Annotated in this window: 15 protein-coding genes; 4 read left to right on the forward strand and 11 right to left on the reverse strand. The window is 47.9% G+C overall.

Annotation, left to right across the window (positions count from 1 at the left end; all coding sequences use genetic code 11):
* Positions 1 to 171: 171 nt before the first annotated feature.
* Positions 172 to 2499, reverse strand: a complete 2328-nt coding sequence (locus EL633_RS32785; protein WP_246039310.1) for a S53 family peptidase — start codon at positions 2497 to 2499, stop codon at positions 172 to 174.
* Positions 2500 to 2920: 421 nt separating this feature from the next.
* Positions 2921 to 4126 (reverse strand): glycosyltransferase, encoded by a 1206-nt coding sequence (locus EL633_RS32790; protein WP_126631417.1) that lies wholly within the window; start codon positions 4124 to 4126, stop codon positions 2921 to 2923.
* Positions 4127 to 4420: 294 nt separating this feature from the next.
* Between EL633_RS32790 and EL633_RS32795 the strand changes: the two genes are divergently transcribed.
* Positions 4421 to 4669, forward strand: coding sequence for a hypothetical protein (locus EL633_RS32795; RefSeq protein WP_126631418.1), 249 nt, complete (start codon positions 4421 to 4423; stop codon positions 4667 to 4669).
* A 14-nt stretch (positions 4670 to 4683) separates the two neighbouring features.
* Here EL633_RS32795 and EL633_RS32800 read toward each other — a convergent pair whose 3' ends face one another.
* Positions 4684 to 5325: a GNAT family N-acetyltransferase gene (locus tag EL633_RS32800; protein ID WP_126631419.1), complete on the reverse strand. Its 642-nt coding sequence runs from the start codon at positions 5323 to 5325 to the stop codon at positions 4684 to 4686.
* A 170-nt stretch (positions 5326 to 5495) separates the two neighbouring features.
* On the reverse strand, positions 5496 to 6212 hold the full coding sequence (locus tag EL633_RS32805; protein ID WP_126631420.1) for a hypothetical protein: 717 nt from the start codon (positions 6210 to 6212) through the stop codon (positions 5496 to 5498).
* 151 nt (positions 6213 to 6363) lie between these two features.
* Between EL633_RS32805 and EL633_RS32810 the strand changes: the two genes are divergently transcribed.
* Positions 6364 to 7260: a DUF2268 domain-containing putative Zn-dependent protease gene (locus EL633_RS32810; RefSeq protein WP_126631421.1), complete on the forward strand. Its 897-nt coding sequence runs from the start codon at positions 6364 to 6366 to the stop codon at positions 7258 to 7260.
* Between the two features lie 78 nt (positions 7261 to 7338).
* Here the strand turns inward: EL633_RS32810 and EL633_RS32815 are convergent, their stop codons facing one another.
* The 5 genes from EL633_RS32815 to EL633_RS32835 all read right to left on the reverse strand — a co-directional run bounded on the left by EL633_RS32815 (position 7339) and on the right by EL633_RS32835 (position 12444).
* Positions 7339 to 7971, reverse strand: a complete 633-nt coding sequence (locus tag EL633_RS32815) for a P-loop nucleotide/nucleoside kinase family protein (protein WP_126631422.1) — start codon at positions 7969 to 7971, stop codon at positions 7339 to 7341.
* Positions 7972 to 7975: 4 nt separating this feature from the next.
* On the reverse strand, positions 7976 to 8488 hold the full coding sequence (locus EL633_RS32820; protein ID WP_126631423.1) for a protein-tyrosine phosphatase family protein: 513 nt from the start codon (positions 8486 to 8488) through the stop codon (positions 7976 to 7978).
* Between the two features lie 125 nt (positions 8489 to 8613).
* Positions 8614 to 8967 carry a DUF4288 domain-containing protein gene (locus EL633_RS32825; RefSeq protein WP_126631424.1) on the reverse strand — a complete coding sequence of 118 codons (354 nt, stop codon included), beginning with the start codon at positions 8965 to 8967 and terminating at the stop codon, positions 8614 to 8616.
* A gap of 131 nt (positions 8968 to 9098) precedes the next feature.
* Positions 9099 to 10835: an ABC transporter permease family protein gene (locus EL633_RS32830; RefSeq protein WP_126631425.1), complete on the reverse strand. Its 1737-nt coding sequence runs from the start codon at positions 10833 to 10835 to the stop codon at positions 9099 to 9101.
* Positions 10836 to 11022: 187 nt separating this feature from the next.
* Complete coding sequence (locus EL633_RS32835; protein ID WP_126631426.1) at positions 11023 to 12444, reverse strand: DUF2087 domain-containing protein; 1422 nt, start codon at positions 12442 to 12444, stop codon at positions 11023 to 11025.
* 503 nt (positions 12445 to 12947) lie between these two features.
* Here EL633_RS32835 and rho point away from each other — a divergent pair.
* On the forward strand, positions 12948 to 14222 hold the full coding sequence (gene rho / locus EL633_RS32840; protein WP_126631427.1) for a transcription termination factor Rho: 1275 nt from the start codon (positions 12948 to 12950) through the stop codon (positions 14220 to 14222).
* A 126-nt stretch (positions 14223 to 14348) separates the two neighbouring features.
* Here rho and EL633_RS32845 read toward each other — a convergent pair whose 3' ends face one another.
* Positions 14349 to 14552 carry a hypothetical protein gene (locus EL633_RS32845; RefSeq protein ID WP_126631428.1) on the reverse strand — a complete coding sequence of 68 codons (204 nt, stop codon included), beginning with the start codon at positions 14550 to 14552 and terminating at the stop codon, positions 14349 to 14351.
* Positions 14553 to 14707: 155 nt separating this feature from the next.
* Here EL633_RS32845 and EL633_RS32850 point away from each other — a divergent pair, with 155 nt between their 5' ends.
* Positions 14708 to 16204: an MFS transporter gene (locus EL633_RS32850; RefSeq protein WP_126631429.1), complete on the forward strand. Its 1497-nt coding sequence runs from the start codon at positions 14708 to 14710 to the stop codon at positions 16202 to 16204.
* A 101-nt stretch (positions 16205 to 16305) separates the two neighbouring features.
* On the opposite strand, the gene EL633_RS32855 is transcribed toward EL633_RS32850, so the two are convergent.
* A complete protein-coding gene (locus EL633_RS32855; RefSeq protein WP_126631430.1) occupies positions 16306 to 16827 on the reverse strand; it encodes a GNAT family N-acetyltransferase in 522 nt (173 codons plus the stop codon).
* Positions 16828 to 16937 lie beyond the last annotated feature (110 nt).

Below are 16937 nucleotides of genomic sequence, written 5' to 3' on the forward strand. Positions count from 1 at the left end.
AAGTAGAGCTCTCTTTCGTAGGTATAGTGATAATAAGTGCTGTCCATGGCACAGGTTTCTACTTTTAGTTTAACAGCAAGAGAGCATAGAATATTCCTGAGGCTGCTACCGACTCTGAACAAAAAAAGTAGCGACAGGAGACCTCCTGTCGCTACCTGATAAGGCTAGTGATCAAGCACTAGTTGGATTGCCTAATACTACATTATCAACAAAAAATGAGGTTGGCAGGTATTGGTTGGTCGTTGCTGAAAAAGTGAGCTGAACCTGCTGTCCTCGATAGTTAGCCAGGGTATTTGTGAGATCAAAACTGAACTGTGTCCAGTTGCGTGCATCGCGATTACATTTGCTTGATACGGTCCTGATAATGGTGCCATTGCTTGTGCGAATTGTGACTGCGAAGTTGTCATAGCACCGTCCGTTATTACGTTCACTGGTAAAGATCGCCAGCCAGTAACTTAGCACAATTTTTGAGTCGTCGTTGGGCAACGTTACGGTCTGGCTAATTGAATCGAGGCAGTTATTATAGCCACAGAGAAACGCACTCAGCCGACCGCTGTATGGATAGGTGCCATCTACGATTTCAAACCCCGATTTTGAATATTCTGTCCAACCTACATTCCCTTGTTCAAAGCCACCATTGGTAAGCAGTTGTCCGGGACCAGGTGATGGTGTACCCGTTGGTGGAATTGGCGTAGGGGTCCTGGTTGGAGTAATAGTCGTTGGCGGAGTGGGACTCGGAGTAGACGTTGATGTTGGAATAGGTGTTGGGGTTCCACCCGTCCCAGCAGCCAGGTCCTGAGCAATATTCCAGGCATTCGGCGACCCGAGTCCTGTAGCCAGGTCATAATTTGGACCAGCTTGATAATACAGGTTATTACCTGTGGTGACGTCGTGGAATGGGGGATACGCTTGAGTATTATTGTAGAGATTATACAATGGAATGTGCGCGTTGCCCAGCACTGGTTTGCCCTGAGCTATCAAGTATTGATTGATGTTGGTTGCAAGACCTGCCCAGAGGGGGGCAGACGCGCTGGTTCCGCCGACCGATAACCATCCCGAACAGTTGGAGGCAGAGGCCGTACAATAGATGGAATAACCACTGGCTGGATCAGCATCAGCCGAGATATCGGGTACCATCCGATTCGCATTGGTGAGATTGGTACCTGTCTGATAGCTTGGTCGTTTGAAGTATGTACTGACACCACCACCACCACCTGATCCATCACTGCTATTTCCCCAGGCTGATTCGTTAGAATAGGTGCCGCCTGACCCCGTGGTCAGATGGGTTCCGCCAGTGCCAACGATGTTTGGATCACCAGATGGAGAATCGACGGCCAGTATAGAGTTCCCGTTGGTACAGTCATAAGCGCCTGAGTCGCCGGTCGCGGCAAAAAAGGCCTGTCCCTGGGCCGCACCTTGCATGAAGATGTTATTGAGGGCCGCCAATTCTGAGTTTCCTGAAGATTGTTCGCATTGCCCCCAACTGATTGAGGTGACTTTGGCGAGGTTGTCATTGACGATTTTATTATAAGTGTCATTGACCCCCATGGTTGAATTCGGACCAATATAAATTTTCTGAGTCGCGTTTGGCGCGAGGGCTGATACCACCTCCATATCTAATACAACCTCGATGGCGCCGCTACCAGGGGTGTTTGTGGCCCCATCAACCAGTACATTTGAGTACTTTCCTGCTCCGAGATTGTAATTGCTAAGGTAGGTATCGACATCAGATGACTTATAGCCGTCTAATTCAAAAATGGCGACGGTTTGACCGCTACCCGAGTAACCTGCGCTGATTAATTGATTCACGCCATAGGCTGTGCGCAGCTCGCTTGGTGTAAAGCCGCCACCAGGGCCTATCAGCGGTTTGACATTTTTATTCACGTGATGATGAGGATAAATTGGCAGATTGGATAGTCCACCAATCGTCTGGATCAAGGGCGCGATTACCGCGGGTACGGACGGCTCGTTCCTGGGGGCGTAAACGGGGCGATTATTGTACGTATAATTGCTGATTATAACAGCAAATGTATCCTCTACTTGTTTAACCGTACCCGTGGCGTCAATGAATAATCGATTAGGAGCAACCGAATTAACCGTGAGCGCCTTACTACGCAGGTAGTTCGTCACCATATCCACTGAACTTTGTGTGGGACTGAAGCGCGCGGTGAATTGCTGGGGAGTCATATATTTTTGATAATATGGTGATTTTGGATCGTTTTGGCGTTCCAATAATGTTGCTAGACCATCGCGATCACGAAGTGTGAGGCCAATTGAAAGATGGAGTACATTGTTTGGATCGGTTTGTGAGTCAGGCGCAGCATTATTCAATGCTGGAATTACATGCCCTGGAATAACGTGGTTGATAGATGCGCTTTTGCTGGTTGCGAAAGAGGGAGTTGTTCTGCTCACTACGCCAGATGTCATAAATGCGAGAATGATCACAGTAGCGGTTAGCGCGAAGTTGAGGCTCCATTTCTGATATTGTGTGTTCTTCAAAGGTACCTCCAGGAGAATCAATGGATTCTAAGTAAATGACAACGCAGTAGCGCTTGCATCCCTGGTACGTCCCTGTAGGCGAAGATGATTTTATTATCTTTTGATTGTCCTTGGCTTTGTAAGCACAATTGCGTTTTTTTAATTCTCGCTACTTTTCTATAATAAAAATATTACTACAGTTTTATAGCGAGCTTATCCCTAATTTAATTGTACATCGACTTAGAAATCTTTAACTTCAATAATAGCCATGTAGATTTTTTAACACGAAAAGTTATGTTTATTTATGTATTGTGTTGTTATTATTGATTTTTGTGTGTTTTTCTTAACTGGAGCTTGAACGATGGTGCATGTGGGCGACATGACTGTTTGAGTTATGCGCCCCACACTTATGAGGGGATGAATGGATCAGGTGTGCCGGATGTTATGAATGGGCCGTGTATGCATGTCGAAGTTTGTGTAGTTCGGTGAATTCTCTGGCCAGGCGCATATAGAGATCTTCCCATTGATCCAGGACATTGATGCGATTATGGGTGGCAACTATATGCAGGCTCTCGGCTCCCATACGCGCTTGCAGGTTCGGGTCCTGTAAAATGAGATCCATCTGGGAAGCCATCTCAGCGCTGTTACCCGGCTGGAAAAGAAAGCCATTGCGATGGTGATGGACCAATTCAGGTAGTGCATAGGAATTGGCGGCTACTATCGGGAGTCCACAAGCCATTGCTTCCATCATGGCCAGGCTTTGCAGGTCAGCCTCTGAAGGTATGACAAAGAGTTGTGCCGAACGCCGTAATGGCAACAGGTCACTATCGCGTATAAAACCCAGGAAACTCACACGATCCTGCAGTTGGAGTCGTTCAACCTGTTCTCGTAAGGCGGCTTCGGCCGGTCCTGAACTGAGTAGTGCCAGGTGCGCAGGCGTTTGCATGCTAGCCATGGCATCCAATAGAACATCAATACGTTTCTCAGGACTTAAACGATTGACATGGATAATCAGAGGGCGATCCGTGGGTAGTCCCAGACGACGCACAACCTCGGGGTCAGGTGGTCCGGGGGCATAGTAACGCAGGTCGATACCATTTGAGATGACTCCGGATGGTACATGCAGGCCATGCGCGGTTAGCAGGTTTAAGGCGGTCTGCGTGGGAGAAGTAACATAGTCGCAGCGATTGTAGAAGTAGACCAGATATGAGTAGGTGATTGAGCTTAGTGTCTTTCCAAGTATCGGATCGGTTAACAGGGCGCGGCTTAGCATGTTACTGGGAAGATAATGATTCGTGCATATGACTGGCTTACGTAGGGCAGGAGCAAGAATCTGGGCGATATTTCCTAAAACGATGGGGGAATGAACATGGATAATGTCTGGATCACTCTGCCTCAACAATTTATGGATGGGGGCAAATGGTAGCAGTGGAATGCGCAGGTCTTTATAGGTCGGCCACTCAAATGAGGAAAAGCGAGACACATGCACACCATCCTCTAGACGTTGAATATCACGGGTGCTATAGCTTGGTGCAACTACCCACACTTGATGTCCCCGAGCCACAAAATCTACTGCTAGGCCATGGGTCACGTTAGGAACCCCGCCTACCATAGGAGGATATTGATCGGTAACGATCATTATGCGCATAGTGTCTGCTCACTTTCCATTCGTTTCTGTTAAGAGACTGGCTTTTGTTCTCCTTGAGAAGGACTATGTCTATCATGTGGGCTTGCTTGAGTATGGCATAGACATTATAAAACGGGCTATCAGTTTAAACCAAACTCATTCATTGGTTTCGCCCGGGCTTATTTTGCCTGATTTGAAGTACTTTATGGTTTGTAATCATACATTTATTCGTGCTTATGCTATAATTATCTACATATGATTAGAACGGTAGGCACTAGTAAAAAGTGACGGGACAAGTGTAAGGGGGAGGTTACCATGCTGAATATACAAAATCCCTGGCAGCGTAAAATTCTCTACTGGATCTGGCATGCTCTGATTGCCAGTGCGATTCTTCTGCTGGTCTTGTGTCAGCAATCACCCATACCTATCATTGGTTGTGCCGGTGATTTTGCTTTGATGATGGAAAAAATCGAGATCCTACTCTTCATTCTGCTCCTGACCAGCCCGTTGACACATACATTACGCCAGCGGCTGTTTCCTAAAAACTCGCCCCCCCGCATGTAGGATTGACACGATTATTATCTCGTTATGGCTGAATTGGTATAGCTTTGTTGATTGCTATATTCCTGTAAGTAGGCCCCAAATCCCTGGGGATAGCGGGCTTCCCATTCTTTGCGCAGGATGCCATAGCCCAGGCTATCATAATAAGCACCATGAACGGTACGCGCTTTGCGAAAGCAGGCTTCTTGAAGATAACCAAGTTTGCCAGCGAGCGCGACCATACCTTTATTACCTGACCAGGTACGCAGATCGAGACGGGCAATCGTTGGCAGCGAAAAAAAGAGATACTCGCTCCAGAGTCCCAGGGCTTCAAAGCCGCGTCCCTGTTCCCAGTAAGCTGGATCAAAGATCACGATGCCTACTGACGGCCAGTGCGTCTCCTGGCTTTCCCAGTTCCAGGTAACGATACCAAGCAATCTATCTGTGGTTTTATCACTGATCACCAATACTGAACGGATCGTAGGAAAGGTATCCTGTTCAATCTGACTGCGAATGTAAGCCAGATTGGTTGCGATTACATCGGCCGTAGGAAGTGGATAATAAGGTCCTTCAAACTCTTTCCAGCGTTGTCCAGGCACCATCCAGGCACGGTACTGTTCTAGATCTGCTAACTGCCAATCGCGTAAATAAATCTGTAAACCAGGGATGCGTATATGCATGTATACTTGTTGCTCTCTCTTTCTGACCAGGTATGCCGTTCAATGGTATGAGTAGCGTTCATGATTGCTTTTCGGTAGCGTAATGGTATGCCACAGTATATCATGATGTTTCTATGTGTAACCAAAATCATGCTATCGCCTATTACCAATGTGTTACCGGCAAGCTTCCACTAGTACTGGAAACGCTTTTGAATGCGTCCGGGCAGAAGAAAGCCTATCGCAAATGTGCATCCGGCAAGTAACCAGACCCAGGGCAGGCTACCGAGCAGAGGGAGGACATTACTCAGCAGGATGAGCACGCCAATAAGTACAATTCCTGCCACCAGTAGCAAGCCACTGGTGATAATTGATGCTCTAAGGGATTCGCCTGGGAGCTTGTTGGCGATGGCTCTGCTTAAGGTGTGCAGGACCACCATTTTCTCAGGGTATCCGCATGCGTTGATACTATCAAGTAAGCGCGCATGTTCGGCTTTTGAACGAGATTTACCTATAAACTGGGCGAGTGACTGAAAAAAGTCAAAGATTGAGGAGATGAAAATGCCTGCCAGATAGCTACTAATCGCGACTATGACAGGAGTCACAGCATTTGAATTAATCTGTTGTACCACGATCAGTAGAATCAAGAGCAGAACAAGGACGACAATAACCAGGACCCACCAGATAGCTCCTGTAATTACACGTTTCAAAAAAAAATGCACAAAAATAGAAAAAAAGCGATCCTTGAAAAAGTTTAGTCCTGCTCTACCGAGCACCTCGGCCCGATCGCGATGGGATAAGCTACGGGATGCTCGTAGTAGCAGCCCGATCTGCTCACGCGCCGAAAGGGTTGTTAGATTCTGTATAAGTTGTTGCTGCCCCTGTTTTTCGGGGTATGGCTCTTGTAGCATGCTTCTTCCTCCTCTGTAGAGTATACGTGTCAGGTAGCCTTTCAGGCTTATGCCCTATTAATTTATTTTTTAACCCTTGCATATGACGTTACGTCATGCTTTAAGCTTGCAATGTTGCATAAGTTTTTAGTGTGTAAAAGGGAAAAATGAGATGGATATTACGATTTACGATACACTCTCTGCTATGCGTTCCATCATTGCCGCACCTGTTCCTGAGCGGCGTGCGCTCTATCGCGAATTACTGATCGAACCATTGCGTGACCACTGGTCTACAATTATCAGTCGCTTCGCGCCACAAATGGTTAATGATGAGACAATGGCGATGAAAGTTCTGTGGGACGTTGACCTGGACGCTGACCTCTCCGAGTATGGGCAGGCCCTGGATCGTCTGGAACTGTTTGATGCCTGGAAGAAGGCTGATGCGGCCTTGCATCTGGCTGCGCGTACCTTTGAGGCTACCGGTCGCTCATGCAGTGAGGAGCATATTACTGGAATTCTAGTGCTGGGCAATCCACATGAACGTGTCTTTATGGAATTGAATCGTGGCTACGCAGGCGGCCAGACTCCGGGCTATGTGATCCTGCCGATCTGGCCGACCGACTACAATCTGCCACGTATCCCTTCGGCACTCGTTCACGAGTTCAACCATCGTGTGCGCCTCACCCACGAGCCCTGGACCGCTGAGACGACCGTTGGTCAGTATATTGTACTGGAAGGATTAGCTGAATCGTTCGCCACCGAACTCTACGGCTATGAATATGCAGGTCCCTGGGTGACCAGCCTGAATGCTGAAGAGGTCGCACGCTCCAAAACCATTATTGGACAGGCCCTTGATGTAAGCGGTTTTGATAAGCTTCGTGCTTACATCTTTGGTGACGAGCTCCTGAAGCAGTGGGGGGCACCCGGTTTGGGGCTTCCTCACGCTGCCGGTTATACCATCGGCTATCAGATAGTGCAGGCTTGCATGCAACGCAGCGGCAAAACTGCCACAGAGGCCACATTCGTTCCTTACAAAGAGATTATAGAAGAATCAAAGTTTTTTGCGTAAATAGTTCATGGTCCATAGAGAACAAACCAGGGTTCTCTATGGACCAATGGTAGAGGACAGATCATTAAGTAGTTATCTTTAATGGCTTAATGATAATCTTTCCTGTATCCATTGACGTGTATCTTGTAAGGTCTGTTCGACGCTTGCTTTACTGGTATCATAGAGGGTCATAGGTGGCTCTGTATGTTGGGCTTGATCTTTAAACCAGCGATTAAAGTCAAGCATGTTTTTCTGCGTGTCTTTGTTATCACAGCCCCGCCAGGCTGGTCGCTGTTTTAATCGTTCTAGCAGGACTTCGTCGTCGCAGACCAGGGCCAGGATGTGGATGGCTGAGAAATACTGGCGTTGAAGACACATAGAGATGCGCTCAGGTGTGGTGCTGCCACACAGAACGACTGGTCGTCCATTCTGAGCAATATGTTTGGCGAGGAGTAACAAATTGTTCTGATAATCGCTATAATTTTTCTCCTCAGTTGCCGGTATCACCCCCCAAAGAATATCAGTATCTAGTGTCACACATTCCGGCATATATGCTGGTAGATGCTGACTTAGCACTGTTTTACCGGCCCCGCTAGCTCCTGTAACAATAAATAGCGGCAGGCTCACAAATGGTTCCGCATAGCTACAAAAAGGACAAAGTACGGCCGGAATCGTTTTATCAATTGGTTCCTCAACACACCATTCTCCACATTGAGGGCAAACCCTGGGCATCTTGTTATCCTTTCCATTGTGTACCTTGATGGTGTGCAGCAAAAGCTACTACCCAATCGCGTTGCTCTTGTGTCTCAGGCACTGTATAGCCTCTGATCTGGCTTAATTGCTCGAATGCTTGCTCTGGTGGAAAGCCATTGAGTACCAGTATGCTAGCGGCCACCAGTACAGCCCGGCCCAATCCTTGCCGACAATGTACCACTACATGTTTGCCGTCTACAAGTTGTGCATGCAGCTGCTCTATAAACGTAAAGGTAGCCTGATTAGATGGAGGAATACTACGATCAATAATTGGAAGAGAGCGATAAATAATGCCCTGTTGCTCACAAAAACTGGCTTCCTCACTCAGGTCCAGCTCGTTGATTTCATCTTCAGTCAACAATGAAGCTATAACCTTAATCCCAGCCTCGGCTAGATCTTTTACCTCATCAAGCAGCCAATCACCGCCTCGTGGCCGCGCCATAATACTGATCCGCCCTGGTTTGCAATCTTGAATTGAATATAACGTTACGCGCATTCCGTAATCCTCCCCTGTGTCATATAAATTTTATACAGGCATTGATATGTACGCTGTACATTAGTTTAGACGTAGCTAACATTTTTTTGGGAAAATATCATACTAGTGGTTGGTCGGGGGAGCTTTTATAGTTCTTCTTTAGAGAGTAAAGGTTCAAATGCTTCATAAGCTTGATAGTTATGGAAGTGGCGGGCATAGAGTTCGGCACCATCTTCTAGTGTATTTGTAAGTGCGGTGTTGACATCTACGATCGTTTTTAAGGTCCAGGTAATAGTTTCACCATACTCGTTTTGATAACTTGTCGTGGCGCTTTTGGCATGTAACAGGGCTTTTTCGTTGGCTTCCGCTTGTGATGATGCCTGCAAGAGTAAAAAGCTCTCTTGATATAATGGAGTATAGTTTGGAGCATCGGAAGCGGCTTCATACAGGACTATCGCTATATAGTAGGATTGGTCGGTAGATCCTTGTTCAATATTCATCACAAATCCTTTTTGTAACTCAATTAAATATATCAAGATACTTCTCTGTATACAAGCAGGCGGTCAGACATGCAGGGATCGGCTATAATTGCAATTATAGCCGATCCCTGCATGTCTGTATATAACGATACTTAGTGTTGTTCTTCGTCGAGGTCGAGCAGTGGTAGACCTGTGCGTTCGACAATGTAGCCGGATAGGTGTTCCATCCAGCGATCATGTTCCTTGGGTGTCATGGTTGGATCAGTTTTCTGGAAACGGAGTTGGTTGTGTGGCCATTGCCAGCGGACAACTGTATTGTCACCAGTGAGTTCGTAGATCTGGATTTTTGATTGTCCAGGGATGATGCGCAGGCCACGGTATCTGATGAAGCTAGTGACGTCTTGCCAGTTTATCTGGCTTTCCATGATGCTGATGCGAGAGGTGATGCCGTTGGGCCAGACTTCTATGCGGCGCTGATATCTTTTTCCTGATAGTGCTACTGTCGTGATGGCTGAGAAGAGCGAGAGTAGCATGCAGCCGAGAAGTATGTATAGCAGGTAAAGACCTGTCTGGCGAAAGATGACTTCGACGAGAAGAAAAGAAATGACGAGCAGGCTAATAAAGGTTACGCTAAACAGGTAAAGTGGGCTGATTTTTACATCTAATTTTCCGGGCTGCGGTGGCGTACTCACTGGCTGTGGCTGTATACTAGCCCGGAAGCGCTCTGGCGTTTGTTTACTTAATTCACGTTGTTTTTGCTGGCGCAACCAGTAGCGTCGGGCGATCCGATATGTGACCAGTGTCGTTCCTATTCCCAGGACCATCATTCCTCCCCCCAAAAGCCACATGGCATTTAAAACATTTCCAGCACTTTTAAATCCACTTTGTGTCCCTGGAAAAGTATTTCCGAACAAAGCCATAAGAATAAGCCCGATGCCAAATATCCCTGCGATGCTAAATGTCCAGAGTTGTTGCTTGTTTAAGCTTAAATGTGGTGCGAGCGGATCATTCTGGTCAGTCTGACTCCCCCGACCGGCTGACTGAGTATCGTTGAAGTCCAGTAGTGGCAGCCTGGTACGCTGTGCGACATAGGCTTTGACTTGACTGAGCAGCCAGTTGAAGTCATCATTGCGTGCTTGATTGCTATTAACTTTTAGATAAGTGGCATTAAAGCGTTGCTGGGACCAGCGTACTACTGTCTCCTGATTAGCCAGTTCAAAGGTGGTTCCGTTGACTTTTCGATTGAAGCCTCCTTGCTCATATTGTGCAAAGATCTGCGCATCCTCCCAGCGTATACTGCGCTTCTGGCTCTGGTAGCGTGTTGTGATACCTTCTTCATTTAGTTCAATGCTCTGCGTTTGATAGCGTAACCAGAAGAAGTATATGAACAGAAATGCGATCAACAACATACCGATAAATATTGCCAGGACGATCAATGCCGGAAACCAGTCCGTCAGGCTTCCACTGGCAAGATACACGCCCAGTCCTGCCGATACCACAAATAGTGTCAGGATCATACCGGTTGCGACTATGGTGAATGTTTGGTTGAAGTGGAGCCGAATGGTGACGGGGAGTTGTAGTGCCAGTTCAGGTCCTATTGGTTGATTGCGAGCGCGAAAGGAGGTTGGATCTTGCAGCGCCTCGCTACGACGTGTTCCCAGGCGCTTCCAGTAGGCTTCTTGTTTGAATTCATTGACTATAATGCCAACAGCGACCAATAGATTAAAGGCTGCCAATAGCATGCTAGACAGTCCTTGTTTTTCCCATACATGGGTAACGACCAGGAAAATCAGGTAGCCGATGGTATAGATGAGCCATAAAAATTTCCAGATGCGATTCGTCCAGACGTGTCGCCAGATTGGATCAACGCGTTTGGTAGCATTTTGCATATAAGCTCTCCTGCGAAAAAAAACATAGAGTAAAGTAATAGTGACAGAAAATTGTAGGTGAAGTTAAATAAACTTCTATGAATATTTGATCCATATAGTGTACGCATGGTGAGCTCAATGCGCTTCAAGTAATGCAGCTAAAAAGTATATAAAAAACCGTGGTAGATCCTACCACGGTTTTCTTTGATCAGGCTTCAATTAACCAGTATTGCGAACCATCGGGTTTGCGGCTCATAAAGCGGTATTCATATAAACCACGCCGTAGGGCGGCCGGATCTTTGAAGGTTGTATGCTTGAGCAGGAGATCATTGACCTCTTTCTCGCTATACATCTTACCGGTCTGGAAGAAGCTGGCCAGATGTTCCAGGATCAGTAGCTTGTCTCCTTGTTTGGATGGCGGCCACATGGTCAGCCGACCTTCCTGATTCATGAAACGCTTGAGACCCTGGTTGTAACTACCTGTGCTTTCTTGCTCTGTCTGCGTTGCTGGATCGTCTTGCGCCAGTTTCTGTACTGCTTGAGCGGTGCGCGCAAAGTGGTAGGAGCTAAGCCGATAGGTTTTGTTGGCTCCTTCACCGCGACGCTCGTAAAGATATCCCATGGAAACTAGCTGCTTCAGGTGGCGTGAGATACTGGACTGGCTTAGATCCAGGGCCGCAATGATTTCCTGGGACTGTAACTCGCTATGCCGGGTGAGTAGCTCGATGATTCTCAGGCGTGTCTCATCGGCCAGGGCTCCCAGACGGGCCTGGAGTTCAGCTTGCTTGATAGGTGTTGAACGCAGCTGCGCTACATCGTATGTAGGTGGCTCACTGAAAAAGATTCGTGCCACCTCCTGACCACCCCATTCCTCACCATTCCAGTCCGCTGCCTTCCAGACAGAGACATGCCGTCCTGTATGCCAGGATGGTAGCAAGAGGATTTGGGTACAGTCTCCGATCTTTTGTATAATCTCACTGGCAAGCTGGCGGCCAGTAAATTCCTGGAATGTTTCCGCTAATGATGCATCAGGTCGCAGGCTATTCGCAAACATATCGGATTGCCAGTGTAATCGTCTCTCGATGCGCCTCCATTCATGAGCGAAGTAGCTTCCCCACATCGATTCCAGATGGGATACAATGCTTTGCTTCAGCTCTTCTGGATGCTGTAACAGTGTATGAACCTGCGTTTGCAGTTCTGCATCAAATGTTAGTTCATCTTGCGTCTGCCTGACGGTATCCAGATATGTTGCCAGATCTGTAATCAGGTATTTTGTGTGTGGTGGCGCGGCCCCGGTCTGGTGGGAGAAACGCCGCCGTAGTGGCTCCAGCACACGTTTGCGTAACACATACGCATTCAGCTCTTGCAAATTATGTAGATAAGATGGGAAGTTTGGTTCGTCACGCTGAGGTGTCAACGTATCTTGCAAGCCAGCAAACACCAACCGATTCGTTTCCCTCTGCTCAGGAGTCATACTGGTTGCGGTCTGTACTACCCATGGACTCAGATCGGTGCGCTGTTCGACATCCTTTTCGCTCAGTAATGCAAAGCTGTTCAGGGCGTTACTGACAGGATCAAAGACGACCTGAATCGTTATTTCGCTTGTTGGTCCCTTATTTTCGAATTCCATTTCTTTATCCTTTTCTATACCACATATAATTTGCGATTATGCGCATATACGCATAATTATTATAGCCAGAAAAAGTTTGAAAGTCAAGAGTTGTTTACGTCTAGCAGTAGAGAAATTCTCTGTATGGAATAGTCGATCCTGACGATCAATGGTCATATGAAGTACACAATGAACACCTGGTTTCTTTGACAGATATACTGGTGGTGAAAACGGGAATATGACCAATCCTCTCAGTGTTTATACTAATGTAGCCATCATCCCTTCATTATCCACCGGGTTCAAACACACATTGTCGATGTTGCGGATCTGTTTTTGATGCTATTCTTTGTTACTCCATTAGTGTTTCGTTAGCATGGTGGGAATTCTCATGTAATGATATGAAATGTACCCATAGTGCTCCCTCATTTCCCTCTATAAGAGACACGTTTCACTGAAAGGAGAAAGGTACGGCCCATCTCCTGGGATCGCTACCATTTGACCTTATGAAAGATACTTACTCAACTATGAATAATACAAGCAGTGCCTTGCCAGGGCATGAAGATGGACGGCATGCGCTTCAATCATTTGTGCATGCAAATACAGGCACCTTTGATCAGATGAAGAACCAGTCAGCGTCAGCACCTGCGCGACCTTCGGCCCCCCTCTCGGACCAGGAGTTAGCCGTGCCGGGTTCTGGTGTGCTGGATATTGTTGAAGACGGTTATGGTTTTCTGCGTTCGGAGCGCTACCTCCCCAGCCCTCAGGATATCTATGTTTCACATTCGCAGATTCGCCGCTTTGGTTTGCGCCAGGGCGATTTTGTGGCCGGTCAGGTGCGGCCCCCCAAGGATCGTGAGCAGTATGGTGGCTTGCTACGCGTGGAGCAGGTGAATGGACGTAGTGCTGAATTAACGCATCCACGCCCGCGCTTTGATACCCTTACCCCTGTTTTTCCGCACGAGATGTTTGATCTGGAAAGTGATCCCAATAACATTTCTGGCCGCTTGATGAATCTGGTTTCTCCAATGGGACGCGGTCAGCGCGGCCTGATTGTGGCTCCTCCTAAAGCCGGTAAGACGCTACTGCTAAAGGCAATCGCCAACGCCATTTCCATCAATTATCCGGATGTCTATCTTTTGATGACCTTGATTGGCGAGCGTCCAGAAGAGGTCACTGACCTCAAGCGGGCCATCAATGGCGAGGTTATTAGCTCTACCTTTGACGAACCTGCTTACGCGCACACCCATCTGGCCGAGATGGTCCTGGAGCGAGCCAAGCGCCTGGTTGAAGAGGGCAAAGATGTTGTGGTGTTGCTGGATAGTCTGACGCGTTTATCGCGAGCCTATAATCTAACGGTTGAGGCCAGTGGACGTAGCCTATCAGGCGGCCTGGATCCTAGTGCGATGACGATGCCCAAGCGCTTCTTTGGCGCGGCCCGTAAAATCGAAGAGGGTGGCAGCCTGACCGTGATTGCGACCGCTTTGATTGAGACTGGAAGCCGTATGGATGATGTGATCTATGAGGAACTCAAAGGAACTGGCAATATGGAGCTGGTCCTGAGCCGTAAACTGGCTGAGCGCCGCCTCTTTCCTGCCATTGATATCGCCCTTTCAGGTACGCGTCGCGAAGAGTTGCTCTATGATCAGCCCACCTATCAGGCTGTTGTCACGATGCGCCGTATGTTTTCCCAACTCTCTGATCAACAGGGGGCAGATGCTATGGAAGCTTTTATCCAGCAACTGGCAAAGTCAAAAAATAATCGTGAGTTTTTAGCAACGTTAAGCAAGCGTAGTATGTGATCATATAACGAACAAAGCCTGGCCGCAATGATTTATAACAATAATCGTGCCAGGCTTTTCTATAGCTGAAAATCATTCTACTTTTCAGGTTTACCCTCTGATGACCTGCTGTGTTTCTCGCGTTTCTCAAAAGCTTTCGAGTAATGAGAGGCGTAGAATCTTATGATTTTCAACCATCAGCATGCTTAATAATGCCGTGGCTTTCTCATCATCAATCGGTAGCAGGTTGGTCAGGCGCTCGATTTCCTGCGTATCCTGTACTGCCTGATTGATATTCTTTCTGGTGTTTGTTACGTTGTTGTTAATGAAGGTCTTTTTTCTTACTGGCATGATAATTTTCCCCTTGTCTGTCTAAAAAGTCTCTCATTATATATATCTGTCTTTGGTACCAAATCGTTACACATTTTTGCTACCAATTTCAGAATGTATACGTCTATAATGGAAGTTCGCATTGTCTATAGCGTACAAGTAGTTTAAGGAATGGTATGTTGCATTCGGGTAAAAAGATAGCTCAGCGCAGCTTTGTCTTAGCTTTGTTATGTATGGCACAATTTATGGTCGTGTTGGATTTCTCAATTGTCAATGTGGCTTTGCCTTCAATGCAGAACGATCTGGGAATGACTACGCAGAATCTACAGTGGATTGTGAGTGCATATTCGTTGACCTTCGGCGGTTTCTTATTGCTGGGTGGCCGTGCGGCCGATCTATTTGGGCGGCGACGGCTCTTTCTCGCCAGTCTGGTGGTTTTTTCACTGGCTTCACTGGCTGGTGGATTGGCCAGAACAGGCGAATGGTTGATTATTGCGCGGGCTATCCAGGGGTTGGGCGCAGCGGTCGTGGCTCCGACATCTCTGGCGCTGGTTACCTCGCTGTTTGCTGAAGGACCAGAACGTAACCGGGCGCTGGGTGTCATGGGGGCGGTCGCATCGACAGCCTTCGCGGCAGGAGCTATCCTGGGCGGCCTGCTTACTGCCGGTCCTGGCTGGCGCTGGGTTATGTTCGTCAATGTACCTGTAGGCCTGCTCGCTTGTATTCTGACACCATTTCTGATTCCTAACAGCCAGACGCAAGAGTCGCGCAAGAGCCTGGATATATTGGGCGCAGTAACGGTGACCGCAGGCATCGTCTTGCTTGTCTATGCGCTTGCACGTGGCAACGAGATCGGCTGGCTCTCCTGGCAGATCCTGGGATTTTTAGCGCTGGGAGTGATTTTGCTAGTCTCCTTTGTGTTTATCGAAGCGCATACGCGGGATCCCCTGGTGCGGCTGGATATTTTCCGTATGCGCACATTGACTGGTGCGAATCTCATTGCCTTTCTGTTGCCTGGTACTTTCGGGGCAATCATTTTCGTTCTGACGCTCTTTATGCAGCGCGTCCTGCATTATGATGCGATCATGACGGGCCTGGCTTTTTTGCCGATGGCCTTTATTCTGTTTTTACTCTCTAATGTCGCATCGAGCCTGGTTTCACGGATTGGGGTGCGCCCGATTTTGATCGCCAGTATCAGTGTCACCGCTTGCGGAGAGGCGCTCTTCCTGGTGCTTTCGGCTACTAGTAGCTATGTGAGCGCTTTATTGCCAGGAATGCTTGTTGTTGGGCTTGGCATGGGATTTGTCTTTACTGCGGTTACGATTGCTGCGACGACGGGGATACACAACGAAGAACAAGGTCTGGCTTCTGGATTGCTTAATACCAGTGAGCAGGTTGGCTCCAGCCTGGTATTAGCGGTTGTTACCGCTATCGCTACCGGCCAGACTGCTTTTCTCCAGGCGCATGGCAGTAAGAGTGCTGATGCGCTGGCCCTGGGTTTTCGTTCGGCCATCTGGGTCTGCCTGATTTTTGTGACTATTGGACTGTGTCTCGCCATCTTTGTTGTGCGTGAGAAACGTCAACCAGAGGTGCTAGTTTCTCAACCAGAGGCTAGCGAGTCGGCAACAAATATTCCTACACGCATTCCTGAAGAAGACGATGTGCGGCTTTAAGCTGCCGGCTCCTCATCTGGAATGCTCGCGCTGAAAATTTGCCATAAAAAGAAGCATGCTGAGACCAGCAATCGCCGTGTCTCAGCATGCTTCTTGTCGTTTTATTCCGCTCCAGCTGGTTTAGGTTTATTGATTGCATAGAGGTGGAAGTGCTGTCCCCACTGATCCACGTCACGCTCATATTGCATACCGATTCGTTCAGCGATATGAATAGAAACGGCATTATCAGGGGGAATCAAAGAGACCAGGCGCGTAAAGCCTAGTTGATTCAGACCATATTCTTTGAGTGCGGCAGTCCCCTCTAAAGCCAGATTATTCTGCCAGTAAGGCCGCGCCAGTACATAGGCCAGCTCAATCTCTTCCTGACCCTGAACTTCTTGTTTCAGCAGACCGCAATGGCCAATAAAACTCTGGTCGCTTTTACGAATCGTCGCAAAAAACGAATGTCCATAAATCTGATATTCCCGAATATATCCGTTCAAGACGCGCTTTACCTCATCTCGACTGCGAGGGCCGCCCAGAAAGCGAGTCACCTCCGGATCGGTGTAGAGGGCGGTCATATCATCCAGGTCGTCCAGCGTCAATGGCCGGAAAAGCAACTGTTCCGTCTCTAAAATAATCATCGCACTATCCTTAACTTGCACTAGCACTAAAAATAAACGTCCCTGTCCCACCACTATCCGCTTCACCTCTTCATTATATGTGTTCAGCGCGTTTGTGACAAACGCGCTGG

Origin of the sequence: Dictyobacter alpinus, from assembly GCF_003967575.1 — a bacterium.
Taxonomy (GTDB): Bacteria; Chloroflexota; Ktedonobacteria; order Ktedonobacterales; family Ktedonobacteraceae; genus Dictyobacter; species Dictyobacter alpinus.

Excerpts from the sequence above, each read along its gene's own strand:
- EL633_RS32855 (WP_126631430.1), bottom strand. The coding sequence starts at position 16,827 with ATGATTATTTTAGAGACGGAACAGTTGCTTTTCCGGCCATTGACGCTG.
- EL633_RS32835 (WP_126631426.1), bottom strand. The coding sequence starts at position 12,444 with ATGGAATTCGAAAATAAGGGACCAACAAGCGAAATAACGATTCAGGTC.
- EL633_RS32810 (WP_126631421.1), top strand. The coding sequence starts at position 6,364 with ATGGATATTACGATTTACGATACACTCTCTGCTATGCGTTCCATCATT.
- EL633_RS32830 (WP_126631425.1), bottom strand. The coding sequence starts at position 10,835 with ATGCAAAATGCTACCAAACGCGTTGATCCAATCTGGCGACACGTCTGG.
- EL633_RS32845 (WP_126631428.1), bottom strand. The coding sequence starts at position 14,552 with ATGCCAGTAAGAAAAAAGACCTTCATTAACAACAACGTAACAAACACC.
- EL633_RS32800 (WP_126631419.1), bottom strand. The coding sequence starts at position 5,325 with ATGCATATACGCATCCCTGGTTTACAGATTTATTTACGCGATTGGCAG.
- EL633_RS32815 (WP_126631422.1), bottom strand. The coding sequence starts at position 7,971 with ATGCCCAGGGTTTGCCCTCAATGTGGAGAATGGTGTGTTGAGGAACCA.
- EL633_RS32795 (WP_126631418.1), top strand. The coding sequence starts at position 4,421 with ATGCTGAATATACAAAATCCCTGGCAGCGTAAAATTCTCTACTGGATC.
- EL633_RS32790 (WP_126631417.1), bottom strand. The coding sequence starts at position 4,126 with ATGCGCATAATGATCGTTACCGATCAATATCCTCCTATGGTAGGCGGG.
- EL633_RS32825 (WP_126631424.1), bottom strand. The coding sequence starts at position 8,967 with ATGAATATTGAACAAGGATCTACCGACCAATCCTACTATATAGCGATA.
- EL633_RS32805 (WP_126631420.1), bottom strand. The coding sequence starts at position 6,212 with ATGCTACAAGAGCCATACCCCGAAAAACAGGGGCAGCAACAACTTATA.
- EL633_RS32820 (WP_126631423.1), bottom strand. The coding sequence starts at position 8,488 with ATGCGCGTAACGTTATATTCAATTCAAGATTGCAAACCAGGGCGGATC.
- EL633_RS32850 (WP_126631429.1), top strand. The coding sequence starts at position 14,708 with ATGTTGCATTCGGGTAAAAAGATAGCTCAGCGCAGCTTTGTCTTAGCT.
- rho (WP_126631427.1), top strand. The coding sequence starts at position 12,948 with ATGAATAATACAAGCAGTGCCTTGCCAGGGCATGAAGATGGACGGCAT.